Genomic DNA, 26,291 nt, shown 5'->3' on the forward strand with positions numbered 1-26,291 from the left:
GCCGTTTCCCCACCCTGCCGGCCCGCTGTGGGTCTCCCTGCCGGGTCCGCTGCCGGGTCTGCCCGCCGACCGCCTAACGATCCGCTTACCGGTCTACTTGTCGGTCTGCTTGTCGGTCTGCTATCGGTCTGCCTGTCGGCCGAGTGTCGGCGACCTATCGGTAACGGTCGGGTTCTGTAGGCGGCCTGTCGGTCGTTTGTCGGTGGCGCCTGGCACCTTGACGGACATGACGCGAATCGACAACACGCCCCGGCAAGCTGCGACCGGCCGCAGCGCCGTCACCGTACGGGGGCTGGTCAAGCACTACGGCGAGACCAAGGCGCTGGACGGGATCGACCTGGACGTACGCGAGGGCACCGTCCTCGGAGTCCTCGGCCCCAACGGCGCCGGCAAGACCACCCTCGTCCGCTGCCTGTCCACCCTCATCACCCCCGACGCCGGCACGGCCACGGTCGCCGGCTACGACGTGCTGAGGCAGCCCCGGCAGCTGCGCCGGGTGATAGGCCTCACCGGCCAGTACGCCTCGGTCGACGAGAAGCTCCCCGGCTGGGAGAACCTCTACATGATCGGCCGGCTGCTCGACCTGCCCCGCAAGGAGGCCCGCCGGCGCGCCGACGAGCTCCTGGAGCGCTTCTCCCTCACCGAGGCCGCCAAGCGCCCGGCGTCGACGTACTCCGGCGGTATGCGCCGCCGGCTCGACCTCGCCGCCTCGATGATCGGCAGCCCGGCCGTGCTGTACCTGGACGAGCCGACGACCGGCCTCGACCCGCGCACCCGCAACGAGGTGTGGCAGGAGGTCAAGCGCATGGTCTCCGACGGCGTCACCGTGCTCCTCACCACCCAGTACATGGAGGAGGCCGAGCAGCTCGCCTCCGAACTCACGGTGATCGACCGCGGCAAGGTCATCGCGGGCGGCCGGATCGACGAGCTGAAGGCGCGCGTGGGCGGACGGACGCTGCGGATCCGCCCGGCGGACCCGCTCCAACTGCCCCCGCTGGCCACCATGTTCGACGAACTGGGCCTCACCGGACTCGCCACGACGATCGTGGACAGCGAGACCGGCAGCGTGCTGGTCCCGATCCTCAGCGACGAACAGCTCACCGCCGTGGTCGGCGCGGTCACCGCGCGCGGCATCACGATCGCTTCCATCAGCACCGAACTGCCCAGCCTGGACGAGGTGTTCCTCTCGCTCACCGGCCACAAGGCCAGTGCCCCGCAGGACGAGAACCCCGCCCGCGCCTACGAGGAGGTCTCCGCATGAGCACCGCCACCGTCGAAGCTCCCCTCGCCGTCGAGGGCGACGCCCGTATCTCGCCCCGGGCGCACGCCCGCCACATCGGCGCCCTGATCCGCCGCAATCTGCTGTGGATCCGCCAGGACCCCGAGTCGATGTTCGACGCCGTCCTGATGCCGATCATCTTCACCCTGCTGTTCGTGTACGTCTTCGGCGGCTCCATCGGCCAGTCGCTGGGCGGCGGCCAGGACGCCTACGTGCAGTACGTCATGCCCGGCCTGATGGCGATGACGACGATGAACATGGCGACCGCCGTCGGCACCGGCTTCAACGAGGACTTCCACAAGGGGGTGATGGACCGCTTCCGCACCCTGCCCATCGGCCGGGGTTCCGTGCTCTTCGCCAAGCTCGTGGTGGAGCTCATGCGGATGCTCGTCGCCACCACCGTCCTCATGGTCGTGGGGGTCCTGGTCGGCTTCGACATCACCAACTGGCCCGGACTGCTCGCCTCCGTGGGCCTCGCCACCCTCTTCGCCTCGGCCCTGATGTGGATCTTCCTGGTCCTCGGGGTGACGATGAAGAACGCCCAGTCCGTGCAGGCGATGGGCTTCCTGGTGCTCTTCCCGCTCCAGTTCGGCTCGTCGATCTTCTCGCCGCCCTCGACCATGCCCGGCTGGCTCCAGACCTTCACCGACTACAACCCGCTGTCCAACCTCGCGGACACGGCCCGCGGTCTGATGGTGGGCGGCCCGGTCGCGCACAGCCTGTGGCTGACCCTCGGCTGGACGGCCGCCCTCACCGTGGTGATGGCGCCCATCGCCATCCACAAGTTCCGCACCAAGACCTGACGTCCGGCGTACGGACCCGGCCCCGCCGACCGGGGCCGGGGCGCGCCGGTTCGCGTCCGCGCCTCAGATGAGGGCGGCGGCCTCCTCCAGGGAGAGGCCGCCGCCCTCCGCGTACGCGGCCTCGTACGCGGTGTCGCCCAGCAGCCTCCGCGCGCCCGCCTCGGCCCGCTCGCGCACCTCCACCTCCATGGGACCGGGGAAGTGGCCGGACGGCAGCAGGGCGTCCGCGGCGCCCAGCACCCTGGCCGCGTCCCGGGCACGACGGCCGCCGTCCAGATCGCCCAGGGCGATGGCCGCCGTCATCAGATGGGCGGAGGGCATGTGCGGCGCGATCATCCGCGACAGCCGGTCGCGGGACCGCTCCAGCGCCACGCGCACCTTGTCCAGGGCGCTCTCGCTCCGCCCGTCGATCGCGTCCAGCCACGCCTCGGCACCGAGCATGAACCCATCGAACAGAACGAAGGAACCGGCCCCGAAGTCCTGCCGCAGCAGCCGTATCTGCTCGCGCGCCTCCCCGGTCCTGCCTTTGCGGCCGAGCCAGATCGCGAGGAAGAGATGGGCCGCCGGCATGGCCTCGTTGTGGGCGCCCTGCCCGGTCGCGAGGACCTCGCGGATCATCCGCTCACCCCGCTCGGGCTCCCCCAGCTCCAGGTACATGCTGCCGAGCCGGACGTTGAGCACCGCCGTCTGGGCCCGCGCGCCCAGCCGCTCGGCGTACTTCGCCGCCTCCGCGTAGTCCGTGGCGGCGGCCCTGAAGTCGCCTTTTCGCTCATGGGCCTCGCCGCGCGCGGAGAGCGATTCGGCCGCGCCCCAGGCATCGCCGATACGGCCGAAGAGCTCCAGTGCCTCGTCGGCGTCCACGGTGGCGTCGCCCGCCATCTCGGCGCGGTTGGCGAGGATGTTGGCGCGCATCTGGAGGGCGGTGGCCAGCTCCCAGTCGTAGCCGAGTTCCCGGCAGGTGCTCACCGTCTTGTTGATCACCTCGGTGAACCGCTCCATCGTGCCGGTGAGCAGGACGGCGTAGAACCAGAGGTAGCCGGGGGTCCGGCAGGTCTGCGGCATGCCGGGTTCGTAGGTCTCGCCGATGACGCGGAGCTTCTCCTGGGCCTGCGGGGTCTGCCAGGCGCCCATGTCCATGTCCATGTAGGCGAGATGGATGAGGTGGACGCCGCGGCGGGCCTCCTCGAGGACCTCCTCGCGCATCGGCGGCGGGAAGTCCGTGCAGCGCTCGTACAGCGCTGCGGCCGGTCGGGCCGGCGGGGCGAAGGGGTCGGGGCCCAGGCCCATCACCTCCAGGGACCAGGCGCGGGCGTCGATGCGCTGGTCCCGGATCTGCCAGTACCAGGCCAGTGAGTGGACCATGCACAGCGCCTCCTGCTCGTCGCGTTCGGCGACGGCGTGCCGCAGAGCGGTGCGCAGGTTCTCGTACTCGCGCTCGATCAGGTCGATCGCGGCCCGCTGTTCGGGTCCGCGCAGCAACGGGTCTGTGGTGCGGGCGAGTTCGCGGTAGTACGTGAGGTGGGCGCGCTCGGTGGTCTTGCGGGCGCCCGACTCGTCGAGGCGTTCGCGCGCGTACTCGGCGACGGTCTCCAGCAGCCGGTAGCGCATCTGGGTGTCCCCCTCGCCCGAAGGGGCCGCGACGACAAGGGACTTGTCGACGAGCGAGCCGAGGACGTCCAGCGCGGCCGGACCGCAGACGGCCTCGGCCGCGGAGAGGTCGCAGCCGCCCGCGAACACGGACAGCCGCCCCAGGGTGTCGCGTTCGGCCTCGTCGAGCAGGTCCCAGGACCAGTCGACGACCGCGCGCAGGGTCTGCTGGCGGGGCAGGACCGTGCGGCTGCCGGAGGTCAGCAGCCGGAAGCGGTCGTCGAGCCGGTCGGCGATCTGGCGCGGGGTGAGCATCCGCAGCCGGGCGGCGGCGAGTTCGATGGCGAGCGGGAGGCCGTCGAGGCGCCGGCAGATCTCGGCGGCCGCCTCGGGATCGTCCCCGACCCGGAAGCCCGGCCGGGCGGCGGCGCCCCGGTCGGCGAGCAGCCGCAGCGCGACGGGTTCCGGCAGCGGTTCCACCGGGCGCAGCAACTCCCCGGGGACGCCGAGGGGTTCACGGCTGGTGGCGAGCACGGTCACACCGGGACAGCGCTCCAGCAGTGCCTCGGCGAGATGGGCGGCGGCGTCGACGACATGTTCGCAGTTGTCGAGGACGATCAGCATCCGGCGCTTGGCGCAGTGTTCGGTGAGCCGGGTGAGCGGGTCGTCGTGCCGGTCGGCCACGGCGCGCATCTCCTCGGCGCCGGCTCCGCGCAGCACGGTCTCGCGGGCGCCGACGGCGGTCAGCACGGCCTCGGGCACGGCCTTCGGGTCGTCCACCGGGGCCAGTTCGGCCAGCCACACCCCGTCCCGCGGCGCGGGAGAGAGGGCCTCGGCCGCCTCCTGCGACAGCCGGGTCTTGCCCGCCCCGCCGGGCCCGAGCAGGGTCACGAGCCGGGCCGTCGCGAGATCGCCCCGGATGGCATCGATGTCGTACTCCCGCCCCACGAAGGACGTGAGCCGGGCGCGGAGGTTGCCGGGCCGCGGGGCGGCGGGACGGCCGCCGTCGGCCGCCGCGCGATGACCGTCCCTCTCCGCGGAGCGGGCCTCAGGGTGCCTCGTGCGGGCGCCGCCGGTCTCGGCCGGGCGGAGCAACTCGGCGTGCAGGGAGCGCAGTTCGGTCCCGGGATCGGAGCCGAGGCGATCGGCCAGCAACCGCCGTACGTCCTCGTACGCGGCCAGGGCCTCCGCCGTGCGGCCCACGTCCCGCAGGGCACGGAGCCGCAGTGCCTGGAGGGGCTCGTCCAGGGGGTGGGAATCGCACAGCGCGGTCAGCTCGGGGAGGACCGACGCGGCGTGGCCGAGGGCCAGGGCGGCGGTGAGGCGCGCGCAGCGGGCGTGCCGGCGACGGGTCTCCCAGTGGGCCGCCTCGGCGCTGCGGTCGGGGAGGTCCGCGAGGGCGGGACCGCTCCACAGGGCCAGGGCGTCGTCGAGGAGGACGGCGGCCTCGGCCGGGTTTCCGTCGGCGACGGCCCGGGTGCCCTCACCGGCGAGCCGCTCGAAGCGGTGCAGGTCGACGTCGTCGGGCACGGCCTCCAGCCGGTAGCCGCCCTCCACCGAGGCGACCGCGTCCGCGCCCACGGCCCGGCGCAACCGCCCGACCAGCGCCTGGAGCGCTCCGGGCGCGTCCGCGGGCGGGTCGCCGTCCCACACCTCGGCGACCAGCACGGCCGCCGGAACGGTCCGTCCGGGCCGCAGCGCGAGAACGGTCAGCAGGGCACGCAGCCGCGCCCCGCCGACCGGGACGGGCGTGCCGTCGGGGCGGAGTACCTGGGTGGTGCCGAGGATGCGGTAGCGCACGGGGTCCATTGTCTCTGTCGGCGTCGGGTGCGGGAGCCGGGTACGTGGAGTTCTGCCAGGGCCCCGACGGCGCGCTCCCCCACCCTCGCGGGAACCGATGTCCGATGGCGAGACGTTTTCGGCATGAGCCCGGTACGGTCGGGCAGGCCCGAACACGTCATCGTCAGCGCAGCCAGTCCAGGGAGCACCATGACCACCGCCGCGACCCGCCACAGCGACCGGAGGATCAGCCCCGTCTTCGTCGGCATCGCCGCCGTCACGGGGGTGGCCGGCTGGGCCACCTGGACCGGCTTCGCCGAGAAGCCCGGTGTGGCCGTGTTCCTCTTCGTGACGGCCGCCTGGGTCGTCTCGCTCTGTCTGCACGAGTACGCGCACGCCCGTACCGCGCTGCACAGCGGCGACATCTCGATCGGGGCCAAGGGGTATCTGACCCTGAACCCTCTCAAGTACACCCATGCCCTGCTGAGCATCGTGCTTCCGGTGCTGTTCGTGATCATGGGTGGGATCGGGCTGCCCGGCGGTGCGGTCTTCATCGAGCGGAACCGGATCCAGGGCCGCTGGAAGCACAGCCTGATCTCGGCGGCGGGCCCGCTGACGAACGTGCTGTTCGCCGTCGTGTGCACGGCGCCGTTCTGGCTGCACGCGCTGGACGGCGTCCCGGCCGCCTTCCGTTACGCGCTGGCGTTCCTGGCGCTGCTCCAGGTCACGGCCGCGATCCTGAACTTCCTGCCGGTCCCGGGCCTGGACGGCTACGGCGTGATCGAGCCCTGGCTGTCGTACGGCGTCCGCCGCCAGGTCGAGCCCTTCGCGCCGTTCGGACTGCTCGCGGTGTTCGGGCTGCTGTGGATCCCGTCGGTCAACCAGGAGTTCTTCCACCTGATCGACACGCTCCTGGGCGGCCTCGGCATCGACGGCCGGGACACCGACTGCGGACAGTGGCTCTACCGCTTCTGGGAAGCGAACAGCGACATCTGCGTACGGTCCTGACCTGACGGGCGCCGGTCGGCGGTCACGCCCTGCCGCGCCGCGCGTAGTACCAGGTCATGTTCGACGACAGGCCCGCCAGCAGTACCCACACGATGCCCAGCCAGCTGCCCTGGACGAACGAGACGACGGCTGCCGCCACGGACAGCAGACAGACGGCGAGGGCGTAGAGAGCGAGGCGGGGCATGGGGTCGGCTCCTGTCGGGGGGACACTGCTTGGCACCAGTGTCCCCCACGCGGCCCGTACGTCCTTCACCCGCGGCCCGTGTGTGCCGCGCGCGGTCTATACGTCCGTGACTCGCAGGCCGGCGTGTGCCTTGTAGCGGCGGTTCACCGAGATCAGGTTGGCGACGAGGGCCTCGACCTGGTGGGCGTTGCGCAGGCGGCCGGAGAAGACGCCCCGCATGCCGGGGATGCGGCCCGCGAGGGCCTGGACGATCTCGACGTCGGCCCGCTCCTCGCCGAGGACCATCACATCGGTGTCGATCTCCTCGATCCGCGGGTCGGCGAGGAGCACGGCGGAGAGGTGGTGGAAGGCGGCGGTGACCCGGGAGCCGGGCAGCAGGGCGGCGGCCTGTTCGGCGGCGCTGCCCTCCTCCGGCTTCAGCGCGTAGGCGCCCTGCTTGTCGAAGCCGAGCGGGTTGACGCAGTCGACGACCAGCTTCCCGGCCAGTTCCTCGCGCAGCGATTCCAGGGTCTTGCCGTGGCCCTCCCAGGGCACGGCGACGATCACGATGTCGCTGCGCCGGGCGGTCTCCGCGTTGTCGGCTCCCTCCACACCGTTGCCGAGTTCCTCGGCGGCGGCCCGCGCGCGGTCGGCGGCGCGGGAGCCGATGATCACCTTCTGGCCCGCCTTGGCGAGGCGGTAGGCGAGGCCCTTGCCCTGGGGACCGGTGCCGCCGAGCACGCCGACTACGAGCCCGGACACGTCGGGCAGGTCCCAGGGGTCCTTGGCGGGGGCCTTCTGTGCACTGTCAGTAGAGGTCATGGGCCGACTTTACGTGCGCGGGCCCCGGCGGGGTGCCCGGGACGGCCGGGCGTCCCGGGTGAGCACGGTCACCCGAGGGCGGTGACCGGGATGCGTCGGAAGGTGATCGTCTCGTAGGCGCCGAAGTCGCCCGTCTCGTAGAGGAGTCCGACGGCCGCGGTGTCGGCGCGGACCAGGTCGGAGTACGCGGCGGGCAGTCCGTCCACGGTGTGCGCCGAGCGCCAGGTGGTGCCTCCGTCGGCCGAGGCGCGGAGCGTCATCAGGGCGCGGAAGTCCGGGTCCGCGGGCCCGGAGTACAGCAGCAGGTCCGGGTCGCGGAGCTGGAGCAGGCTGCCCTGGACGACCGGGGTGACCAGGCCGGCCTGGGGACGGAACGGCCAGACCAGGGTTCTGCCGCCGTCCAGGGAGTGGGCGTCGGCGCGGTTGCCGGGCGAGGGGGAGTCGTTGCGGGTGTTGAAGTAGACGCGTCCGTCGGGGAGTTCGGCGGCGGTGGTCTCGTTGACGTTGATGTACCCATTGGTGTTCTCGTCGAGGTAGCCGAGGTACCAGCTCGCCCCGCGGTCGTCGCTGAGCAGGCAGTGTCCGCTGTTGTACTTCGCCTCGGTGCCGTTGTCGGTGCCGGTGGGCGGCACGGTGTGGTTGCCGGGGACCACGACCCGGCCGGAGCGGAGCTGGAGGGCGTGGCCCGGTGTCGTGGCGTACCACCGCCAGCCCGCCTTCTTCACCTGGGCGGTGATCTCCTTGGGCGTCGACCAGGTGAGTCCGTCGTCGTCGCTGTGCTGCACCCATGCCCGCCGTCCGTCGGCCGACTTCACCCTGCCGCGGAGCAGGGCGTCCTCGGAGGCGCTCGCGGCGCTGCGGACGTGGACGAGCAGGACGCGGCCGGTGTCGAGGGTGACGGGCGCGGGGTTGCCCGCGAGGTCGGTCCCGTTGTTCGCGGCGACCTGGAGCGGGCCCCAGGTCCGGCCGCCGTCCAGGGACCGTTTGAGCACGATGTCGATGTTCCCGTGGTCCTGCGCGGAGCCGACCCGGCCCTCGCAGAAGGCCAGCAGGGTGCCGGTGCGGGTGGCGACGACGGCGGGGATCCGGAAGCTCGCGTAGCCCTCGCGCCCGGCACGGAAGGGGACGCTCACCGCGGGGTCCGCGCCCGCCCCGGTGCCTGTGGTCCCGGTGCCCGTCGTCCCGGTGCCCATCGTCCCGTCGGTCCCGGTCGCTGCGCTCGGCTGTGTCATGGCCGGCTCCCTGCTGCGGTCGCTTATGGGGTCGTCGGTGCGTACTTCTGCCCAACTTGGGCGAATTCGTGGTGAACTCCGGGTCACGAGTGGTCCGTTGCGGCAGGATGCAGCCATGGATGCCGTACGGGTCGCGTTGCTGCGCGAGGTGCTTGCCGGGACCGAATGGCTGGGTGCGACACGGCGGTTCGGGGGAACCCTGCGGGGGGCCGTGGTGGCGCACGGAGGCGGGTTGCTGCTGGTCGGCTCCGAGGCGTACGAACCCTGGCACCTCGCGGCGCATCTGGTGGACGAGGCCGCCTGGTCGGGAACCCCGGAGCTGTCGCCGACGCTGGTGCGGCACGGGGCTCGGGAGTCCGATCCCGCTCACCTCGCGGTGGGGCTCGGCCGGATCGAGGCGGCCAGGCGCGGGGAGACGCTGCTCGTGGTGGCCGCGGAGGCGCCCGGGGGCGCGCTGCTGGAGCGGGTGCACGACGCCCGGCGGGCGGGGGCGACGGTGATGGCCCTGTCCCATGGGGAGGGCGAGCTGCCGGCGCTGGCGCACGAGTCGCTCGCGGTGCCGCCGGACCCCGAGCTCGACCTCGACACCGTGCAGCATCTGGTCAGCGCGGCGGCCGGGGAGAACGCGCTGCCCTCGCCCCGGGGCCGCCACCGCTTCCGCGACCGTCTCTCCCGCCTCGCGGACCAGCTGACGGCCCCGCCGTCGTACCGGTGGTAGCGGGCAGCCGCCGCCCCGGTGGTCGCGGGCGCGGTCCCGTGGGTGCGGGCGCGGTCCCGTGGGTGCGGGCGCGGTCCCGTGGGTGCGGGCGCGGTCCCGTGGGTGCGGGCGCGGTCCCGTGGGTGCCGGCTCCGGGGGCGGAAGCCGCCCCCGGCGGTGCCGCCGTCACCCGTCCCGGAGTCCGGCGTCATCGCCCGCGCGGGGGACGGCCGCCTCAGTCGTCCTCGGTGCCCGGCTCCTTGCCCGACGCGTCGTGCCACTTCGGGTCCGTCTCCCATTCGAGGTTCCGCTCCCGCGCGAGCTCCATCGCGCGCGTGGCCTCCTCACGGGTGGCGTACGGGCCGAAGCGGTCCTTGCCCGGGCAGTCGGGGCCCTCCTCGACCTTCTTGTGCTCCAGGCAGTAGAACCACTCGCCGGGCTTGCCGACCGTCCGCTTCTTGAACAGGGCCATCATCAGCTCCTTTCGCCAGAGACATGTTCCCCCATGCCCGCTGGTTAGACTCGCTGTCATGTCTGGCCAGTCGCTGCTCGTACCAGGGGAGCTCTCTCCCACCCGTCCCGTGCCGGGAAACATCAGGCGCCCCGAGTACGTGGGAAAGCCCGCCCCCACGCCGTACACCGGACCGGAGGTGCAGACGCCCGAGACGATCGAGGCGATGCGGGTCGCCGGGCGGATCGCCGCGCGGGCGATGGCCGAGGCCGCGAAGCTCATCGCGCCGGGCGTGACGACGGACGAGCTGGACCGGGTGGCGCACGCGTACATGTGCGACCACGGCGCCTATCCGTCGACCCTCGGTTACCGCGGTTTCCCCAAGTCGCTGTGCACCTCGGTCAACGAGGTCATCTGCCACGGCATCCCCGACTCCACGGTGCTGCGCGACGGCGACATCGTGAACCTCGACGTGACGGCGTACATCGGCGGCGTGCACGGCGACAACAACGCGACGTACCTGGTCGGTGACGTCGACGAGGAGTCGCGGCTCCTCGTGGAGCGGACCCGGGAGGCGCTCGACCGGGCGATCAAGGCGGTCAGGCCGGGGCGCCAGATCAACATCATCGGGCGCGTCATCGAGTCGTACGCCAAGCGCTTCGGGTACGGGGTCGTGCGTGACTTCACCGGGCACGGGATCAACTCCTCGTTCCACTCCGGGCTGATCGTCCCGCACTACGACAACCCGCACGCGACCACCGTGATGCAGCCCGGGATGACCTTCACCATCGAGCCCATGCTCACGCTCGGCACGCACGACTACGACATGTGGGACGACGGCTGGACCGTCGTGACGAAGGACCGCAAGCGCACGGCCCAGTTCGAGCACACCCTCGTCGTCACCGGCGACGGTGCGGAGATCCTCACCCTGCCGTAGCCGCCCGGACCCATGGAACCCGCCCTGTCCACAGGGCGGGTTTTCTCATGTGGGCGCGGTCGGTGATCGGGGTACGGTTTTACCGACAGAACGTCGGGAAGGTCATTGACTTAGGTAAGCCTAACTATACAAACTGTGATCGTTCCCGCAACGGCTCGCGCCCTTCCCCTCGGCCCCGGAGGCTCCATGAACGCGCCGGACACCCTGAGCACGCCGGACCCCACGGACCCGGCGGCCGTCCCCTTCTCGACGCTCATCCGCACCGCGTCGCACGAACAGCACACCGAGGCGGAGACCTCGACGTTCATGAGCGACCTGCTCGGCGGCCGGCTCGGCGTCGAGGCGTACGCGCGCTACACCGAGCAGCTGTGGTTCGTGTACGAGGCACTGGAGGCGGAGACGGAGCGGCTGGCCGCCGATCCGGTGGCCGGGCCCTTCCTGCGGCCCGAGCTGCTGCGCCGCGCGGCGCTGGAGCGCGACCTCGCCCATCTGCGCGGCCCGGACTGGCGGGACTCGCTCACCGCGCTGCCCGCGACCCGCGCGTACGCGGACCGGGTCACGGAGTGTGCCCGCACCTGGCCGGGAGGCTATGTGGCCCACCACTACACGCGCTATCTGGGGGACCTCTCCGGGGGCCAGATCATCCGTGGCAGGGCGGAGCGGACCTGGGGGTTCAGCCGCAAGGGCGACGGGGTCCGGTTCTACGTCTTCGAGGACATCGCCAACCCGGCCGCGTTCAAGCGGGGCTATCGCGAGCTGCTGGACGGGGTCCGGGCCGACGATCTGGAGAAGCAGCGGATCGTGGCGGAGTGCAAGCGGGCTTTCGCCCTGAACACCGGGGTGTTCGGGGCGCTGGGGGCGGAGTTCCCGCTGACCGCGTGAAGGTTCGCCCCGGGCGCGGGGTTCGGGGTGGGCTCCGGGTGCTCCGGGTCCGCGTCCCCTGCCCCGCCCTCAGGGGGCTTGCTCGGGCTCCGCGTCCGCGGGACGGTGGGGGCTGGGCGCGCAGTTCCCCGCGCCCCTGAGGGGCGCCCCCGGACCCTGCGTCCGCGGGACAGTGGGGGCTAGCGCGCGGTTCCCCGTGCCCCTGACGGGCGCCCTGCGGGGGCCTGTCAGGGGTCAGCGTTCCAGGTGGACCCGGCCGCCCATTTCGACCCAGTCGCCCGGCTGCGGCGCGGTGAGGATCTGTGAACCGACGCCCTGGGTGATGTTGAGGGCCCGGCCGAGCTGCTGGGTCAGCAGCAGCGCCGCCGCCCCGGTGGCCTCGTCCTCCTCGATGCCGTCGTTGCGGCCGGGGAACCCGCGGGCCCGTACCCGGCCGGCGGCCTCGTCCTCCCAGGCCCAGGCGTAGATCCACTCGCCCGACGGCGGCACGGCCAGCGCGTCGACCTCGGCCGCGCTCCCGTGCCTGCGCAGCGTCCTCGGCGGCGCCCAGTCGGCGCGCGCCTCGATCCAGCTGAACTCGCCGTCCAGCCTGACCCCCACCACACCTGCGGGTGTGACCAGTTCGGGCACATCGAGCAGCCAGCCCACCCCGACGCACGGATGTCCCGCGAACGGCAGCCGCAGCGACGGCGTGTAGATGTCGATGACCCCGCGCTCCGGGTCGTCGACGAACACGGTCTCGCTGAAGCCGAGTTTCGCGGCGAACTCCTGCCGGTCCACGGGGTCCGGCATCACCGAGCCCTCGCGCACCACGCCGAGCTCATTGCCATACCCGCCGCCTGGTCCGCAGAAGACCCGCAGCACGTCGTAGTCAGTCACTCCGGCATTCAAACATTCATCCGTCCCCTCGGTGACCCGCACGACCGGACCGCCCTCCTCCGAATGCTCCCTGATCATCGGAAACGGTGTCGAAGGCGGGCGGTCCCGTGCGGTCCAGGCCGGCGGATCAGACGGTGCGGCGCCTGCGCATCGCGACCACCACGCCGGCGCCCGCCGCGACGGTCACCGCGGCCGCGGCTCCCAGCGCACCGGCCGGCACCCCCGCTCCGGTGGAGGCCAGCGCGCCGCTCACCCCGCCCGTCGTGGACCCGGTCGTCCCGGCGCCCCCCGTGGTGCCCGACGACGTACCGGAGCCGTCCGAGCCGGAACCGGAGTCGGAGCCGGAGTCCGATCCGCCGTTCCCGCCCGGAAGTTGGGCGTCATCGCTCAGCGCCACCGAGAGGCCGACCGGGTCCAGTTCGGTGCCCTCGGCGTAGAAGCCACCGAACGCCTCCGCACCGGCCCTGGTCAGCTTGGCGGTCACCCCGTCGAGAGCGATCACCTCGTCCCGCGCCGTCAGGTCGGCGGTCTTCGCGGTCAGGTCCGCGAGAACGACGTCGCCGGAGGTCTTGCCCAGGCTCTCGACGTCGGCGGTGAGCTCGCCGGAGCCGCCGTCGAGCTCCACCCCGAGGTCGCTGAGGGTGAGGTCGAGCCCGTAACTGCCGTTCTGCTCATGGCCCTTGAAGTTCACCGCACCCTTGAAGGAGGCCGAGAGGGTGTCGGCGTCGGTGTCATAGGTGCCGGTCGCGTCCGCGAAGGTGAAGGCGCCGTTCGCGGCGGCCTGCGTGGCACCGCCGGACGCGGTGATCTTCCCCTGGGCCGGGCCGCTCACGACGTATGCACGGAAGGACTGCTTGACGCCCCAGCCGAGGGTCCCGTCCGCTATCCCGCCCCGGGCGGGGGCGCCGGTCTCCGTGGCCGGGGCGCTCGGGCTCGCGCTCCGCGAGGCCGGGTCCGAGGGCGAGGGGGACGAGCCGGACGACGAGGGCGAGCCGGAGGCGGACGTGGACGAGGTCGGCTCCGGGGAAGCGGAATCCGTCGGGGTCGCGGTCGGGGCCGCCGTGGGCGACGGCGTCTGTGTCGCTCCCGGCTTCTGGGTCACGGTGAGCGGATCGCCCGCCGCGCCCTCGTAGCTCGCGCTGCCGAGGACGCCCGCCGCCTCCTTCGTCAGGCGGGTCTCCATGTCCGCCATCGTGCGGGTCACGGTGACGTCAGCGAGCGGGACGTCGTCCCGGGTCGTGCCGCCGCTCGTGACGTCGGCGGTGATCCGCGCCGCCGCGCTGTCGAACCGCACGTCGGACAGGGTGAGTTCGAATCCGTGCAGCTGGGAGGCGATCTTCAGGGTGCCCGCGAAGCCGAGCCGTACGGCGTGGGTGCCCGAGTCGTACGTGCCGCTGCCGTCGGGGAAGGTGAACGCGCCGTTGCCGGCCGCCTGGGTCGCCCCGGCGGCCGGGGTGAAGGAACCGGCCGCCATCCCGGTCACGTACGAGCGGTAGGACTGCTTGACGCCCCAGGTCAACTCGTAGTCCTTGAGCGGGGCTTCGGCGGCGGACGCGCTGGTCACGGCGAGGGCGCCCGCCCCCACGGCGACCGCGACGGCGGCGGCGAGGGCGAGGGGGCGGCGGCGGTGGGCGGCCATGGTCGTGGGTCTCCTCGGGGGTTCGGGGTACGTCGGGCTGAGGGGTTCGGGGTCGATCGGGCTGAGGGGGGGTCCGGGGTCGAAAGGGTCGATCGGGTCGAAGGGTTCGTTCGAAGTCGTTCGAGGTCGCCCGGGGTCAGCCGGTGTGCGCGCGGCGCCTGCGGAGGAACCCGAAGACGGCCGCGGCCGTGAGCAGGACCCCGACGCCGAGGCCGATCGGCAGGGCCGGTCCGCCGGGGAGGCCGTCGCTCGCGGTGTTCTCGGCGCGGGGCGCGGCGGCGGCCTTCGCGCCGGGCGTCTTCGAGGCGCCCCGCGTGGGCGAGGGGGGCGGGGACGCGCCGAGGTCGGGCAGCGCGGGGAGCCGCGCGTTATCCGTGAGGGCGATGGAGAGGGTCACGGGGTCCATCTGCGCGCCGGCGCGATACATCCCGCCGAACGCCTCGGCGCCGCGTGCGGTCAACTCGCTGGGAACCTCGGTGAGTTGCAGGAGTCCGCGCTGGGGCTTCAGGTTCTTCGCCGCGAAGGTCACGAGCGGGACCTTCTTGCCGGCGAGGTCAGCGCTCGTGACATCGGCGGAGAGCGTGCCCTCGCCGTGCTCGACGCTGACCCGCACTCCACTCAGCCGGAGATCGAGTCCCTGGTGTCCCGTGAAGCGCAGGGATCCGTCGAAGGAGGCCTTCAGGACGCCCTTGGCGCCGTCGTACGTGCCCTCGCCCGCGGGGAAGCGGAAGAGCGCGCCGCCGTCCTGGGCTCCGGCGGTCAGCGTCCATGTGCCGCTCGCGACGGGCCCGGTGACGTACTCACGGAACGTGCGGCGCACACCCCAGTCGACGGCTCCGTCCTCGATCGCGCCCGAAGTCGCCTTTCTCGCGGGCGTCTTGGACGGCCGGGCGGTGGGTGTCCTCGACGGTTCGGCCGGGGCCGGCACATCCGCCTCCAGGCTCACCGGGTCGAGCGCCGTACCCGCCGTGTAGTAGCCGGCGAAGGACCGGGCGCCTTGTGAAGTGAGCGTGGCCGGGAGGTTGTCGAGCCGAACCGCCGCGCCGCCGCCCTTCATGTCGATGCCGCCGAGGGAGAGGGCGGCGAAGGGCACCCCGGTGGACGTCGTGACCGTCCCGGTGCCCTTCGCCTTGCTGGTGATGTCGACGTAGAGGGTGCCGCGGCCCCCGGATACGCGGACGGTGGGGCGGCTGATCGTGAGGTCGAGCTGATAGCCGCCGCCGCTCTCGCGGTGCCCGAGGAAGCGGACTCCGCCGGAGTAGGCGGCGGTGAAGGCTCCGGTGGTGCCGTCGTAGGAGCCGGTGGCGGAGTGGAAGCGGAACCGGCTGGCCCCCACCGTGGCCGCGCCCCCGGCGAGGGAGTAACTCCCCTTCGCGATGGGCCCGGTGACATAGCTCTGGAAGGACGACTTGATGTCCCAGTCGAGCCGGCCGCCCCGCACGGTACGGCTCGCGGCGTGAGCGGCCGTGGCGGTGAGCAGAGCCCCGAGCACGGTCAGGCAGACCACGGCGGCCCCCGCGGTCCTAGAACGCGCGGTCATGGGTGTCCTCCGGATTCCGGGGTCCGGAGAACCCCTGGCAACTTAGGTAAGGCTAACCTAAACTATCGACCGGACGTGCCGGAAGAGGACCGAGAGGAACAACGGGACAGTGCAACGCTTGCGCACACGACTGGCGGGGGCGCTGATCTCCGCGCTCGCCCTCACCCTCGCCCTGACCGGCTGCGGGGGCCCCAAGGGACCCGCGTCGGCGGCGGCGACCGCGACGGCCGCAACGAGCGGCGGCACCGACCGCCTCGAACCCCTGACGTCCCCCGGAACGCCCCGACTCCCCGTCACGGTGCGGTCGTTCGGCGGGAAGAGGACGACCGTGGCGAAGGCCGACCGGATCGTTCCGCTGTCCGGTGGTCTCAGCGAGATCGTCTTCACGCTCGGACTCGGCGACCGGGTCGTCGCCCGCGACATCACCGCCACCTTCGACGAGGCGAGACGGCTGCCGGTCGTCACCCGCAACCACGACGTCTCCGCCGAGAGCGTGCTCTCCCTGCACCCCGACCTCGTCCTCGCCGAGTCGACGACCGGGCCGGACGAGGCCGTACGGCAGATCCGCGACGCCGGTGTCCCCGTCCTCGTCGTCGCCCCCGCGCACGGCCTCGCCGACGTGGGCACACGCATCCGGGCGGTGGCCGACGCGCTCGGTGTACCGGCGGCCGGACAACGGCTGGCCGAGCGGTCGCAGGACCGGATCGCCGCCGTGCGCAAGGCGATTCCGGCCCACGCGGACCACCCGCGCGTCGCCTTCCTCTACCTCCGCGGCTCCGCCTCCGTCTACCTCATCGGCGGCCGCGGCTCGGGCGCGACCTCGCTGCTGGAGGCGGCGGGGGCGGTCGACGCGGGCGCCGCGTCGGGACTGGACAAGGACTTCACCGCCATCACCACCGAGGCACTCGTACGGGCCGCGCCCGACGCGATCCTCGTGATGTCCAAGGGGCTCGCGTCCGTCGGCGGAACCGACGGGCTCGTCAAGATCCCCGGGGTGGCGCAGACTCCGGCCGGCGCGAACCGCCGGGTGGTGTCCGTCGAGGACGGGGTGCTCCTCAACTACGGGCCGCGCACGGACCAGGTACTGAAATCGCTGGTACGGCAGTTGTACGGATCCACCGGATCCACCCGATGACCGCGCTCGACCGCCCGGCCACCGGGGCGCCCGCCGGACCGGCCGTCACCCCGCGGGCAGGCCGACGGGCGGCGCGCCGCGCCCCCTGGCTCCTGACCGCGGGACTCGTCGCCGCGCTGCTCGTCCTGGTGCCCGTGGCCGCCGGGCTCGGCGCGTACCCGATCCCCACCGGGGACGTGCTCGCCTCCGTCGCACACCGCGCCGGACTCGGGGGCGGCGCGCTGGAGCGGGTGCCGGAGTCGGTCCTGTGGGACGTGCGCTTCCCGCGGATCGTGCTCGCTCTGCTCATCGGCGCCTCGCTGGGCTGCGCGGGCGCCCTCATGCAGGGCGTGTTCGGCAATCCGCTGGCCGAGCCCGGGGTCATCGGCGTCTCGTCGGGGGCGGCGGTCGGCGCGGTCGCCGCCATCGCCCTCGGCCTCGACTTCCTCGGTACGTTCACGGTCCCGGCCGTCGCCTTCGTCACCGGTCTGGCCGCGGTCCTGCTCGTCTACGCGATGTCACGCTCGGGCGGCCGCACCGAGGTCGTCACGCTGATCCTCACCGGGATCGCGCTGAACGCCTTCACCGGCGCCCTGATCGGACTGTTCCTGTTCTTCGCGGACTCCGCCGCCGTCAGCCAGATCACCTTCTGGCAGCTCGGATCGCTGGCGCAGGCGACCTGGCCGAAGGTGCTCGCGGTCCTGCCCTGCGCCGCGGCCGGTCTGACCCTGGCGCCGCTGTACGCCCGCCGGCTCGACCTCCTGGCGCTCGGCGAACGGCCGGCCCGGCACCTGGGCGTCGACGTCGAACGGCTGCGGCTCGTCCTGGTGCTGGTCATCGCGCTGCTCACGGCGGCGGCCGTCAGTGTCTCCGGGATCATCGGCTTCATCGGTCTGGTCGTACCGCATCTGCTGCGCATGGCCGCCGGGCCCGGACACCGCTTCCTGATCCCGGGCAGCGCGCTCGGCGGGGCCGCCGTGCTGCTCGCGGCCGACCTCGCCGCCCGGACCCTCGCGCAACCCGCCGAGCTTCCCCTCGGCGTCCTCACCGCCCTGCTGGGCAGCCCGTTCTTCCTGTGGCTACTGCGCAGGACCCGCCGCAGGCAAGGAGGCTGGGCATGAGATCCACCGGAGGACCGCAACGTCCGAGCACCGACGGGGAGTCGGGGCCGGGGCGAGACGGCGGAGCGGCGCGGCTCGCGCGGGCCGTCAGGGGGCTGCGGCTCACGCGGGCGACGCGGGCGGCGGCTCCGTCCGCGCCCGCCCCCGGCGACGTACTCGCCGAGACCGAGGACCTCCATGTCCGGCTCGGCGGCCGGGAGGTGCTGCGCGGCGTCGACGTCACCGCCCGCGCGGGCGAGGTGCTCGCGCTGGTCGGGCCCAACGGGGCGGGAAAGTCCACCCTCCTGGCCGCGCTGGCGGCCGATCTGCCCGCCGCGGCAGGGGTCGTACGACTGCACGGGCGGCCCGTGCGGGACTGGTCGGCGGGCGAACTCGCCCTGCGCCGGGCCGTGCTCCCCCAGGCGGCGGCGCTCTCCTTCCCGTTCACCGTGGAGGAGGTCGTCCGCATGGGGCGGGCACCCTGGGCCCACGCCCCGCGGGACGACGACGCGGCGGTCGGCGCGGCCATGGCGGCCACCGAGGTGACCGCCTTCGCCGCCCGCCCGTTCGCCGCGCTGAGCGGCGGGGAGCGGGCACGGGTGGCTCTCGCCCGCGTGCTCGCGCAGCGCGCGCCCCTGCTGCTGCTCGACGAGCCGACGGCCGCACTCGACCTGAGGCACCAGGAGTTGGTGCTGCGGGTGTGCCGGGACAGGGCGCGCGCCGGTGACGCGGTGGTCGTGGTGCTGCACGATCTGGGGCTGGCGGCGGCCTACGCGCACCGGGTCGCGATCCTGTGCGCCGGTCGCGTCGCGGCACACGGCCGGCCGGCGGAGGTTCTCACCGGCGAACTGCTGAGCGAGGTCTACCGGCAGCCGGTCGAGGTGTTCCCGCACCCCAGGACCGGAGCCGCGCTCATCACCCCGAAACGCGACGAAACCCGCTCCTTGACCTCTCCTTGACCATTCCATGGGGTCCGGTTTGAGTCAGCGTGATCAAGCCGTTCCTGTTCGGCATCTGTGAGAGGTGAATCACCGCACGGGTGGGTATCAGTGAGGCAAGCCTCAGATAAGTTAGGCCAGCCTCACCATGCCGAACGGGCCCAGCCGTGCGGCTTGTCCGACTTCTCTTGGAGCCTGCATGCGAGCCGTCCGACTGTCCGTTGTCACCGCTGCCGCCACCGCGGCCGCTCTGGCCGCCGTCACCGGCTGCACCCAGAAGAGCGACGCGAAGAACGGCGACGCGATCCAGGTGACGGCCGCCGACTCCAAGTGCGAGACGTCCTCCAAGACCGTGCCGGCCGGCCACGTCACCCTGAAGATCGAGAACAAGGGGTCCCAGGCCACCGAGGTCGAGATCGTCTTCCCCGACGACCGGATCGTCTCCGAGAAGGAGAACATCGGCCCCGGCACCAAGTACACGCTGACCGCCGAGGTCAAGGCCGGCTCGTACGAGATCGCCTGCCGCCCGGGCATGAAGGGCCACGGCGTCCGCCAGAAGCTCACCGTGACCGGCGGCAAGGTCGCCAAGCGCGACCCGCGCCTGGACAAGGCCGTCGCCTCCTACCGCGAGTGGGCGCAGTCCGAGGCCGACGCCACGATCCCCAAGGTGAAGACCTTCGCCGACGCCGTCAAGGCCGGTGACCTGGAGGCCGCCAAGAAGGCCTACGCCCCCTCCCGCGTGGGCTGGGAGAGCACCGAGCCGATCGCCGAGTCGTTCGGCGACATCGACCCCAAGACCGACACCCGCGCCGACGGCCTGGAGAAGGGCCAGAAGTGGACCGGCTGGCACGCGCTGGAGAAGGCGCTGTGGGCGGACAAGAAGATCGGTGACGAGCAGAAGACCCTCGCCGACCAGCTCGTCACCGACCTGACCGACTGGCAGAAGCGCGTCGGCAAGGCCGAGATCACCCCGACCTCCATGGCCAACGGCGCCAAGGAGCTGCTCGACGAGGTCGCCACCGGCAAGGTCACCGGCGAGGAGGACCGCTACTCGCACACGGACCTCAGCGACTTCAAGGGCAACGTCGACGGCGCGCAGAAGGCGTACGAGCTGCTCAAGCCGGTCGCCTCGGAGAACGACGCGGCGCTGACCGCTGAGCTCGACAAGCAGTTCGCCGCGCTGGACAAGCTGCTCGACAAGTACCGCACGGACAAGACCTCGGACGGTTTCGTCTCGTACGACACGGTCGGCAAGGCCGACCGCAAGGAGCTCTCGGACGCCGTCAACGCGCTCGCCGAGCCCCTGTCCAAGCTCGCCGCCGCCGTCGTGAAGTAGTAGGAGCCACGCCATGACGGAAACGACCGACACCGCGAACACCGCCGAGCCCGCCCGCTCCGGCTCCGCGCCGACCCGGCGCAACCTGATCGGCTGGGGCGGTGCCGGGCTCGCGCTCGGCGCCGCCGCGGCCGGCGGCGCCGTCGCGATGACCCGCGTCGGCAACGACGTGGATCCGGCCGGCGCCGACACCGGTGCGGCCGTCCCGTTCCACGGTGCCCATCAGGCCGGCATCGCCACAGCGGTGCAGGACCGGCTGCACTTCGCCGCGTTCGACGTGAAGACGGACGACCGCGCCGAGTTCGTCCAGCTCCTCAAGGACTGGACGCAGGCGGCCGCCCGGATGACCGCCGGACACACGGTCGGTGAGGGCGCGTACGGCGGTCTGGCCGAGGCTCCGCCGGACGACACCGGTGAGGCCCTCGGGCTCAAGCCGTCGCGGCTGACGCTGACCATCGGCTTCGGTCCGTCGCTGTTCGACAGGTTCGGTCTCGCCGACCGGCGTCCGGAGGCGCTCGTCGACCTGCCGGAGTTCCCTGGCGACAACCTGGACAAGGCCCGCAGCAACGGCGACCTGTGCATCCAGGCCTGCGCCGACGACCCGCAGGTGGCGGTGCACGCCATCCGCAACCTGGCCCGTATCGGCTTCGGCAAGGTCGCCATCCGCTGGTCGCAGCTCGGCTTCGGCAAGACGTCCTCGACGACCCCGGACGCGCAGACCCCGCGCAACCTCATGGGCTTCAAGGACGGCACCCGCAACATCGCGGGCACCGAGACCGCGCGGCTCGCGAAGTTCGTATGGGCCGACGGCAAGGACAACGAGGGCAACTCCGCCTGGATGACCGGCGGTTCCTACCTCGTGGCCCGGCGCATCCGGATGAACATCGAGACCTGGGACCGTACGTCGCTCCAGGAGCAGGAGGACGTCTTCGGCCGCGACAAGGGCGAGGGTGCCCCCGTCGGCAGGGCCAAGGAGCACGACAAGCCGTTCCTGAAGGCGATGAAGCCCGACGCCCATGTCCGGCTCGCGCACCCCGACTCCAACGACGGGATCACGATCCTGCGCCGCGGCTACTCCTTCACGGACGGCACGGACGGTCTCGGCCGCCTCGAAGCGGGCCTGTTCTTCCTCGCCTACCAGCGGGACGTGCGCAAGGGGTTCATCCCCCTCCAGCGCAGCCTGTCGCGCTCCGACGCGCTCAACGAGTACATCCAGCACGTGAGTTCGGCTGTCTTCGCCGTTCCGCCCGGCGTCCGGGACAAGGACGACTGGTGGGGCCGGACGCTGTTCTCCAAGGAGGCGTAGCCGTGTTCAGCAACTATCTGATCGGACTCCGCGAGGGCCTGGAGGCCAGCCTCGTCGTCTGCATCCTCATCGCCTACCTGGTGAAGACGGAACGCAGGGACGCCCTCAAGCCGATCTGGGCGGGCATCACGGTCGCGATCGTCGTGGCGCTCGGGTTCGGCTGCGCCCTCGAATTCGGCTCCCAGGAGATGACGTTCCAGGCTCAGGAGGGGCTCGGCGGTTCGCTGTCGATCCTCGCCGTGGGCCTGGTGACCTGGATGGTCTTCTGGATGCGGCGCACCGCCCGGCACCTGAAGTCCGAACTGCACGGCAGGCTCGACGCGGCGCTCGCCATGGGAACGGGCGCGCTGGTGGCGACCGCGTTCCTGGCGGTCGGCCGGGAGGGCCTGGAGACGGCCCTGTTCGTCTGGGCGTCTGTGCACGCGGCCAGCGACGGCACCCCCCGCCCGCTGATCGGCGTGGCGCTCGGCCTGGCCACCGCGGTCCTGCTGGGCTGGCTGTTCTACCGCGGCGCGCTGAAGATCAACCTCGCCAAGTTCTTCACCTGGACCGGCGGCATGCTCGTCGTCGTCGCCGCGGGCGTGCTCGCGTACGGCGTCCACGACCTCCAGGAGGCCGACTTCATCCCGGGCCTGACGCACCTGGCCTTCGACATCAGCGACACGATCGACCCGACGAGCTGGTACGGCACCCTGCTGAAGGGCGTCTTCAACTTCCAGCCCGACCCGACCGTCCTTCAGGTCACGGTGTGGGCCCTGTACTTGGTCCCGACGCTCACGATCTTCTTCGCCCCGGTAGGGTTCGCCTCCGGGAAGAAGAAGGTGAAGGCAGCTGATGCGCAGGGATCGCACGGATCGCAGCCCTCGAAGGCCTCGTAGCCTCGGCCGTCTCGCCCTGGCGACGACGGTGACCACGTTGTGGGCGGCGAGCGGCTGCGTGGTGGTGCACGGCGAGCGTGAGGTCGTGCCGGCCACGACCCGCGCCGACGCCGCCCGCGCGCTGGCCGACTTCACCGCCGCGTACAACAAGGCGGACGCGACGTACGACCGTTCGAAGGACGCGGACCGGGTCAGCGGTCCGCTCGCCGCCATCGACGGCGCCAGGCTGAAGGCCGGCCGTCTCGGGCACCCGGGCGGGAATCCCGCGCACTCGGCGCTGACCTTCGACGACGCCCGGTTCTCCATCCCCGCGAAGGCGGGCTGGCCGCGCTGGTTCGTGGCGGACGCGACCGCCAACAAGGGTGTGCAGGGCAGTCGTTGGCTACTCGTCTTCACCCGCGACAGCATCCGCGAGCCGTGGCAGGCCTCGTATCTGACGGTCCTCGGCCCCGGTGACGTACCGAAGTTCGCGACCGACGGCGGCGGCTGGGCGCAGCCCGTCGCGGCCGACGACCCGGCGCTCGCGATCGAGCCCCGGCAGCTCGGCCGGTCGTACGCGGACTATCTCCGCTCCGGTGGCGACACCTTCGCCGCGGGTGTCCACACCTCGCAGTGGCGGGCCCAACGGGAGAAGTACGCGAGCCGGCCCGGCCTCGCCCGGCAGTACATCGACGAGCCGCTGACCTCGGGCGGCTACGCGCCGGTGGGACTGCGCACGGCGGACGGCGGGGCGCTGGTGTTCTTCGCCACGCACCGCTTCGAGAAGGAGACCGCCGCCGCGGGCACCGAGATCCCCTCCCCCGGCGCGGACGTGCAGGCGCTGACGACCGGCGAGATCGGCCGGTCGTTGACCCTGGAGTTCGTCTCCAACCAGGCCGCGCTCGACCCGCCGAAGGGCTCGGGCCCGGGGCAGGTGTCGGTCCTCGGCCGGGTCGAGGGGCTGACGGGCGCCAAGGGCGAGTAGCCCGGAGCGCCTCGGCGCCCCGGGGCGGGGCTCAGCCCCGGTGGGGCCAGGCGGCGAGCTGGTCCGCGCCGTTCTCCCCGGCGTAGCGGGCGCACGCGTCGGTCAACGTCTCCAGGAGCGTCAGCGGTTCCGGCAGCGCGTGCTCGGGGCCGCGCACCCAGTCGACGCCCAGACCGCCGGGCAGCTGGGCCGGGGGCACCAGGACGTACGAGCCGCGGCAGTGCCAGCGGAAGCCGGGGTGTTCGTCCATCGTCTCGGGGTGGCAGTCCAGCTCACAGGGCCACCACTCGTCCTCGTCCTCGGGCGTGCCGCGGGTGAGGGTGAAGAAGAGCATGCGTCCGTCGCCGGTCTCCGCGACGGGTCCGACCTCGATGCCGGCGGCGAGCAGGCGCTCCAGCGCCTCGCGCCCGGCCTCCAGCGGCACGTCCAGGACGTCGTTCACCATGCCGGTCGCGGTGATGAAGTTCGCCTTCGGCTGGTGCCTGGCCCAGCGCTCGATCTGGGCGCGGTCGGTGGTCGACTGTGTCTGCCAGGCGAAGGAGACGGGGTGGCGCGCGGGCGTGGGACAGCCCACACGGTCACAGGAACAGCGATAGCCGACGGGGTGGGCGGCCTGCGCGAGCGGCAGCCCCGCGGCGGCGGCGGCGAGCAGCAGGTCCTCACGGCCGGCGGCGGATGTCTGCGCCGGGGCTTTGGGCCGGCGTCCGCGCAGCCACGCCGAGATCCTGCCCCGCGTGCCGGAGCGGTCTGCGAACTCTGCGCTCATCTATCCCCTCGCCTCGCCGTAGTGCGATTCGTCCTCGCCCCATCGTCCCACCATCCTGCGCTCCGGGTGGCCGGAGCCGACAACCGGGGTAGGTGGGACGATGCGCCCACCAGGCCCTGATCAGGTGTTATTGCATGATTTGAGGCGATTTCACGGGCGTCGGACGAGTGCGGGATCACCCCGCGGGACAGGACCGGCACGCACGTCCGGGTGGTCGAACGCGGCAGTCGTACGGAAACACGACCGCGTGCCGGAGCCGGGACGGGCCGGGGTGCACCGCACCATGAGCATCAACTGCCCCTGCGGTTGCGTAAGGAGCCTTCCTTGCACCCTGTCCGCCGCGCCACGCCCCGGCGCTACCTCATGTGCCCCCCGGTGCACTTCGACGTCACGTACGCGATCAATCCGTGGATGAACCCGGCCAAGCCGGTCGACGTGCCGCTCGCCCTCGCCCAGTGGGAGGACCTGCGGGACCGCTACCGCTCCCTCGGGCACACGGTCGAGGAGCTGGCACCGCGTCCGGGTCTGCCGGACATGGTCTTCGCGGCGAACGGCGCGACGGTCGTGGACGGCCGGGTGCTGGGCGCCCGGTTCGCCTACCCGCAGCGCGAGGCGGAGGCGGCGGCGCATCTGGAGTGGTTCCGCTCCCGCGGGTACGGGCCGGTCCGCGAACCGGAGCACGTCAACGAGGGCGAGGGCGACTTCGTCGTCACGGGGTCGTGGCTGCTCGCGGGCCGGGGCTTCAGGGCGAGCCCGCTCTCGCACGGGGAGGCGCAGGAGTTCTTCGGCCGCCCGGTGATCGGCCTCGACCTGGTCGACCCGCGCTACTACCACCTGGACACCGCCCTCGCCGTCCTCGACGAGGGCGGGGACGACGTCATGTACTACCCGCCCGCGTTCTCCCTCGGCAGCCGCGAGGTCCTGCGCCGGCTGTTCCCGGGCGCGCTGACCGCGACGGAGGAGGACGCCGCCGCGCTCGGCCTCAACGCGGTCTCGGACGGTCTGCACGTGCTGCTGCCGCAGGAGGCCACGGGTCTGTTCGACCCGCTCCGGGAACGCGGCTTCGTGCCCGTCGGGGTGGACCTCGGCGAACTCCTCAAGGGCGGCGGCAGCGTGAAGTGCTGCACCCAGGAGCTGCGGCCCTGAGTCAGGAGGCGTCCTCCGGCGGCGGCCAGGCGTCGCCCCACCCGGCGTCGCGGGCGGCCTTGTACAGCGGTCCGTGGCGCTTGGTCACCGTCTCCCGGCGCAGCGCCTCGTCCGGCCCGCACAGGTCGAGCAGCACCTGGCCCTTGCGGATCTGCGGCTTGCGCACGACGCGCGAGGACGCCGGTTCGGGCGGGAAGCGGGTCGCGGCGACATAGCTGAACTTCTCGTCCTCGTAGGGCAGGGAACCGCCCTTGACCTGACGGTGCAGGGAGGAGCGGGCGACCCTGGCCGAGAAGTGGCACCAGTCCTGGCCGGGGACGACGGGGCACGCCGCGCTGTGCGGGCAGGGCGCGGCGACCTGGAAGCCGGCGCCGATCAGGCGTTCGCGCGCGGCCAGCACCCGGGCGTAGCCGTCGGGGGTGCCGGGCTCGATGATCACGACGGCCGGGGCGGCGGCCGCGGCGGCGTCCACGACCGAGGCGCGGTCCTGCTCGGTGAGCTCGCCGAGGACGTACGAGACCGTGACGAGATCAGTGCTCTCGATGGTGAGCGCCGCTCCGATACGAGAGCGCTGCCACGCGGCGTCCCGCAGTTCCGGGTTGGCGGCGGCGATCTCCCGGCCGAGCGCGAGGGCCGGCTCGGCCCAGTCGAGCACGGTCACCGGGCGGACACCGCCCCAGGTCGCGTTCACCGCCCAGGTGGCCGCGCCGGTGCCGCCGCCGACGTCCACATGACTGCCCGGCACCCAGCCGGGCACCGCGTCCGCGAACGCCTCGAGCGCCGCGCACACCGCCTCGAAGGTCGCGGGCATCCGGTACGCGGCGTACGCGGCCACGTCCGAGCGGTCCCGCAGGACCGGGGTGTGGGTCGGGGTGGTCCCCCGGTAGTTCGCGATCAGCCGCTCGACCGCCTGCGCGGCGGCCTTGGGCGGCAGTCCTTCGAGCAGTCCGGCGAGGGCTCCGCGCAGGGTGTCGGCGGGGGGTACGGGGGCGTTCACGGCCCGATTCTCTCAGGTGCCGCGCACGCCCCGTACCGGCCTGCGGTC

24 protein-coding genes are annotated in these 26,291 nt (G+C 72.6%); 14 read left to right on the plus strand and 10 right to left on the minus strand.

The window, feature by feature from the left end; all coding sequences use genetic code 11:
- Nucleotides 1–226 precede the first annotated feature (226 nt).
- Together ACZ4AA_RS00925 and ACZ4AA_RS00930 are read left to right on the plus strand one after the other, a co-directional pair.
- Nucleotides 227–1,261, plus strand: coding sequence for an ATP-binding cassette domain-containing protein (locus ACZ4AA_RS00925; protein ID WP_467593215.1), 1,035 nt, complete (start codon nucleotides 227–229; stop codon nucleotides 1,259–1,261).
- Entirely contained in the window at nucleotides 1,258–2,082 is an 825-nt protein-coding gene (locus ACZ4AA_RS00930) for an ABC transporter permease (protein WP_467593217.1), read from the plus strand. Before ACZ4AA_RS00925 ends, ACZ4AA_RS00930 begins: the two co-directional genes overlap by 4 nt.
- Before the next feature lie 63 nt (nucleotides 2,083–2,145).
- Here the strand turns inward: ACZ4AA_RS00930 and ACZ4AA_RS00935 are convergent, their stop codons facing one another.
- Complete coding sequence (locus ACZ4AA_RS00935) at nucleotides 2,146–5,478, minus strand: AfsR/SARP family transcriptional regulator (RefSeq protein ID WP_467593220.1); 3,333 nt, start codon at nucleotides 5,476–5,478, stop codon at nucleotides 2,146–2,148.
- A gap of 180 nt (nucleotides 5,479–5,658) precedes the next feature.
- On the opposite strand from ACZ4AA_RS00935, the gene ACZ4AA_RS00940 reads away from it, so the two are divergent.
- Entirely contained in the window at nucleotides 5,659–6,456 is a 798-nt protein-coding gene (locus ACZ4AA_RS00940; protein ID WP_467593223.1) for a site-2 protease family protein, read from the plus strand.
- A gap of 22 nt (nucleotides 6,457–6,478) precedes the next feature.
- Here the strand turns inward: ACZ4AA_RS00940 and ACZ4AA_RS00945 are convergent, their stop codons facing one another.
- The 3 genes from ACZ4AA_RS00945 to ACZ4AA_RS00955 form a co-directional block, all read right to left on the minus strand.
- Complete coding sequence (locus ACZ4AA_RS00945; RefSeq protein ID WP_328668736.1) at nucleotides 6,479–6,640, minus strand: hypothetical protein; 162 nt, start codon at nucleotides 6,638–6,640, stop codon at nucleotides 6,479–6,481.
- A 96-nt stretch (nucleotides 6,641–6,736) separates the two neighbouring features.
- On the minus strand, nucleotides 6,737–7,441 hold the full coding sequence (gene npdG / locus ACZ4AA_RS00950; protein ID WP_467593225.1) for an NADPH-dependent F420 reductase: 705 nt from the start codon (nucleotides 7,439–7,441) through the stop codon (nucleotides 6,737–6,739).
- 68 nt (nucleotides 7,442–7,509) lie between these two features.
- A complete protein-coding gene (locus tag ACZ4AA_RS00955; RefSeq protein WP_467595061.1) occupies nucleotides 7,510–8,634 on the minus strand; it encodes a sialidase family protein in 1,125 nt (374 codons plus the stop codon).
- Between the two features lie 154 nt (nucleotides 8,635–8,788).
- Here ACZ4AA_RS00955 and ACZ4AA_RS00960 point away from each other — a divergent pair, with 154 nt between their 5' ends.
- On the plus strand, nucleotides 8,789–9,391 hold the full coding sequence (locus tag ACZ4AA_RS00960) for a hypothetical protein (RefSeq protein WP_467593227.1): 603 nt from the start codon (nucleotides 8,789–8,791) through the stop codon (nucleotides 9,389–9,391).
- 214 nt (nucleotides 9,392–9,605) lie between these two features.
- On the opposite strand, the gene ACZ4AA_RS00965 is transcribed toward ACZ4AA_RS00960, so the two are convergent.
- The gene (locus ACZ4AA_RS00965; RefSeq protein WP_467593230.1) at nucleotides 9,606–9,842 is read right to left on the minus strand and encodes a hypothetical protein; all 237 of its coding nucleotides are present in this window, start codon (nucleotides 9,840–9,842) and stop codon (nucleotides 9,606–9,608) included.
- 58 nt (nucleotides 9,843–9,900) lie between these two features.
- Between ACZ4AA_RS00965 and map the strand changes: the two genes are divergently transcribed.
- Both map and ACZ4AA_RS00975 read left to right on the plus strand, forming a co-directional pair.
- The gene (gene map, locus ACZ4AA_RS00970; protein ID WP_467593233.1) at nucleotides 9,901–10,758 is read left to right on the plus strand and encodes a type I methionyl aminopeptidase; all 858 of its coding nucleotides are present in this window, start codon (nucleotides 9,901–9,903) and stop codon (nucleotides 10,756–10,758) included.
- A 186-nt stretch (nucleotides 10,759–10,944) separates the two neighbouring features.
- Nucleotides 10,945–11,640, plus strand: coding sequence for a biliverdin-producing heme oxygenase (locus ACZ4AA_RS00975; protein ID WP_467593235.1), 696 nt, complete (start codon nucleotides 10,945–10,947; stop codon nucleotides 11,638–11,640).
- 234 nt (nucleotides 11,641–11,874) lie between these two features.
- On the opposite strand, the gene ACZ4AA_RS00980 is transcribed toward ACZ4AA_RS00975, so the two are convergent.
- The 3 genes from ACZ4AA_RS00980 to ACZ4AA_RS00990 form a co-directional block, all read right to left on the minus strand.
- Nucleotides 11,875–12,519, minus strand: a complete 645-nt coding sequence (locus ACZ4AA_RS00980; RefSeq protein WP_467593236.1) for a PhzF family phenazine biosynthesis protein — start codon at nucleotides 12,517–12,519, stop codon at nucleotides 11,875–11,877.
- 127 nt (nucleotides 12,520–12,646) lie between these two features.
- A complete protein-coding gene (locus ACZ4AA_RS00985) occupies nucleotides 12,647–14,158 on the minus strand; it encodes an HtaA domain-containing protein (RefSeq protein ID WP_467593239.1) in 1,512 nt (503 codons plus the stop codon).
- A 136-nt stretch (nucleotides 14,159–14,294) separates the two neighbouring features.
- Nucleotides 14,295–15,698, minus strand: coding sequence for an HtaA domain-containing protein (locus tag ACZ4AA_RS00990; RefSeq protein WP_467593241.1), 1,404 nt, complete (start codon nucleotides 15,696–15,698; stop codon nucleotides 14,295–14,297).
- A 118-nt stretch (nucleotides 15,699–15,816) separates the two neighbouring features.
- Between ACZ4AA_RS00990 and ACZ4AA_RS00995 the strand changes: the two genes are divergently transcribed.
- The 7 genes from ACZ4AA_RS00995 to ACZ4AA_RS01025 all read left to right on the plus strand — a co-directional run bounded on the left by ACZ4AA_RS00995 (nucleotide 15,817) and on the right by ACZ4AA_RS01025 (nucleotide 23,334).
- A complete protein-coding gene (locus ACZ4AA_RS00995) occupies nucleotides 15,817–16,833 on the plus strand; it encodes a heme/hemin ABC transporter substrate-binding protein (RefSeq protein WP_467593242.1) in 1,017 nt (338 codons plus the stop codon).
- A complete protein-coding gene (locus tag ACZ4AA_RS01000; RefSeq protein ID WP_467593244.1) occupies nucleotides 16,830–17,933 on the plus strand; it encodes a FecCD family ABC transporter permease in 1,104 nt (367 codons plus the stop codon). Before ACZ4AA_RS00995 ends, ACZ4AA_RS01000 begins: the two co-directional genes overlap by 4 nt.
- A complete protein-coding gene (locus tag ACZ4AA_RS01005) occupies nucleotides 17,930–18,871 on the plus strand; it encodes a heme ABC transporter ATP-binding protein (RefSeq protein WP_467593247.1) in 942 nt (313 codons plus the stop codon). The genes ACZ4AA_RS01000 and ACZ4AA_RS01005 overlap by 4 nt, the downstream gene beginning before the upstream one ends.
- A gap of 178 nt (nucleotides 18,872–19,049) precedes the next feature.
- Nucleotides 19,050–20,186 carry an iron uptake system protein EfeO gene (gene efeO, locus ACZ4AA_RS01010; RefSeq protein WP_467593250.1) on the plus strand — a complete coding sequence of 379 codons (1,137 nt, stop codon included), beginning with the start codon at nucleotides 19,050–19,052 and terminating at the stop codon, nucleotides 20,184–20,186.
- A gap of 13 nt (nucleotides 20,187–20,199) precedes the next feature.
- Nucleotides 20,200–21,492 (plus strand): iron uptake transporter deferrochelatase/peroxidase subunit, encoded by a 1,293-nt coding sequence (gene efeB, locus ACZ4AA_RS01015; protein WP_467593253.1) that lies wholly within the window; start codon nucleotides 20,200–20,202, stop codon nucleotides 21,490–21,492.
- Between the two features lie 2 nt (nucleotides 21,493–21,494).
- Nucleotides 21,495–22,370, plus strand: coding sequence for an iron uptake transporter permease EfeU (efeU, locus tag ACZ4AA_RS01020; protein ID WP_467593256.1), 876 nt, complete (start codon nucleotides 21,495–21,497; stop codon nucleotides 22,368–22,370).
- Nucleotides 22,327–23,334 carry an SCO2278 family lipoprotein gene (locus ACZ4AA_RS01025; RefSeq protein ID WP_467593259.1) on the plus strand — a complete coding sequence of 336 codons (1,008 nt, stop codon included), beginning with the start codon at nucleotides 22,327–22,329 and terminating at the stop codon, nucleotides 23,332–23,334. Before efeU ends, ACZ4AA_RS01025 begins: the two co-directional genes overlap by 44 nt.
- Before the next feature lie 31 nt (nucleotides 23,335–23,365).
- Here the strand turns inward: ACZ4AA_RS01025 and ACZ4AA_RS01030 are convergent, their stop codons facing one another.
- A complete protein-coding gene (locus ACZ4AA_RS01030) occupies nucleotides 23,366–24,100 on the minus strand; it encodes a bifunctional DNA primase/polymerase (protein WP_467593262.1) in 735 nt (244 codons plus the stop codon).
- 324 nt (nucleotides 24,101–24,424) lie between these two features.
- On the opposite strand from ACZ4AA_RS01030, the gene ddaH reads away from it, so the two are divergent.
- A complete protein-coding gene (gene ddaH, locus ACZ4AA_RS01035; RefSeq protein WP_467593265.1) occupies nucleotides 24,425–25,246 on the plus strand; it encodes a dimethylargininase in 822 nt (273 codons plus the stop codon).
- 1 nt (nucleotide 25,247) lies between these two features.
- Here the strand turns inward: ddaH and ACZ4AA_RS01040 are convergent, their stop codons facing one another.
- On the minus strand, nucleotides 25,248–26,243 hold the full coding sequence (locus ACZ4AA_RS01040; RefSeq protein ID WP_467593268.1) for a small ribosomal subunit Rsm22 family protein: 996 nt from the start codon (nucleotides 26,241–26,243) through the stop codon (nucleotides 25,248–25,250).
- Nucleotides 26,244–26,291 lie beyond the last annotated feature (48 nt).

The sequence above is a fragment of the Streptomyces sp. NPDC024698 genome (assembly GCF_055559015.1).

Excerpts from the sequence above, each read along its gene's own strand:
- ACZ4AA_RS00925 (WP_467593215.1), top strand. The coding sequence starts at position 227 with ATGACGCGAATCGACAACACGCCCCGGCAAGCTGCGACCGGCCGCAGC.
- ACZ4AA_RS00930 (WP_467593217.1), top strand. The coding sequence starts at position 1,258 with ATGAGCACCGCCACCGTCGAAGCTCCCCTCGCCGTCGAGGGCGACGCC.
- ACZ4AA_RS00935 (WP_467593220.1), bottom strand. The coding sequence starts at position 5,478 with ATGGACCCCGTGCGCTACCGCATCCTCGGCACCACCCAGGTACTCCGC.
- ACZ4AA_RS00940 (WP_467593223.1), top strand. The coding sequence starts at position 5,659 with ATGACCACCGCCGCGACCCGCCACAGCGACCGGAGGATCAGCCCCGTC.
- ACZ4AA_RS00945 (WP_328668736.1), bottom strand. The coding sequence starts at position 6,640 with ATGCCCCGCCTCGCTCTCTACGCCCTCGCCGTCTGTCTGCTGTCCGTG.
- npdG (WP_467593225.1), bottom strand. The coding sequence starts at position 7,441 with ATGACCTCTACTGACAGTGCACAGAAGGCCCCCGCCAAGGACCCCTGG.
- ACZ4AA_RS00955 (WP_467595061.1), bottom strand. The coding sequence starts at position 8,634 with ATGGGCACCGGGACGACGGGCACCGGGACCACAGGCACCGGGGCGGGC.
- ACZ4AA_RS00960 (WP_467593227.1), top strand. The coding sequence starts at position 8,789 with ATGGATGCCGTACGGGTCGCGTTGCTGCGCGAGGTGCTTGCCGGGACC.
- ACZ4AA_RS00965 (WP_467593230.1), bottom strand. The coding sequence starts at position 9,842 with ATGGCCCTGTTCAAGAAGCGGACGGTCGGCAAGCCCGGCGAGTGGTTC.
- map (WP_467593233.1), top strand. The coding sequence starts at position 9,901 with ATGTCTGGCCAGTCGCTGCTCGTACCAGGGGAGCTCTCTCCCACCCGT.
- ACZ4AA_RS00975 (WP_467593235.1), top strand. The coding sequence starts at position 10,945 with ATGAACGCGCCGGACACCCTGAGCACGCCGGACCCCACGGACCCGGCG.
- ACZ4AA_RS00985 (WP_467593239.1), bottom strand. The coding sequence starts at position 14,158 with ATGGCCGCCCACCGCCGCCGCCCCCTCGCCCTCGCCGCCGCCGTCGCG.
- ACZ4AA_RS00990 (WP_467593241.1), bottom strand. The coding sequence starts at position 15,698 with ATGACCGCGCGTTCTAGGACCGCGGGGGCCGCCGTGGTCTGCCTGACC.
- ACZ4AA_RS01000 (WP_467593244.1), top strand. The coding sequence starts at position 16,830 with ATGACCGCGCTCGACCGCCCGGCCACCGGGGCGCCCGCCGGACCGGCC.
- ACZ4AA_RS01005 (WP_467593247.1), top strand. The coding sequence starts at position 17,930 with ATGAGATCCACCGGAGGACCGCAACGTCCGAGCACCGACGGGGAGTCG.
- efeO (WP_467593250.1), top strand. The coding sequence starts at position 19,050 with ATGCGAGCCGTCCGACTGTCCGTTGTCACCGCTGCCGCCACCGCGGCC.
- efeB (WP_467593253.1), top strand. The coding sequence starts at position 20,200 with ATGACGGAAACGACCGACACCGCGAACACCGCCGAGCCCGCCCGCTCC.
- ACZ4AA_RS01025 (WP_467593259.1), top strand. The coding sequence starts at position 22,327 with ATGCGCAGGGATCGCACGGATCGCAGCCCTCGAAGGCCTCGTAGCCTC.
- ACZ4AA_RS01030 (WP_467593262.1), bottom strand. The coding sequence starts at position 24,100 with ATGAGCGCAGAGTTCGCAGACCGCTCCGGCACGCGGGGCAGGATCTCG.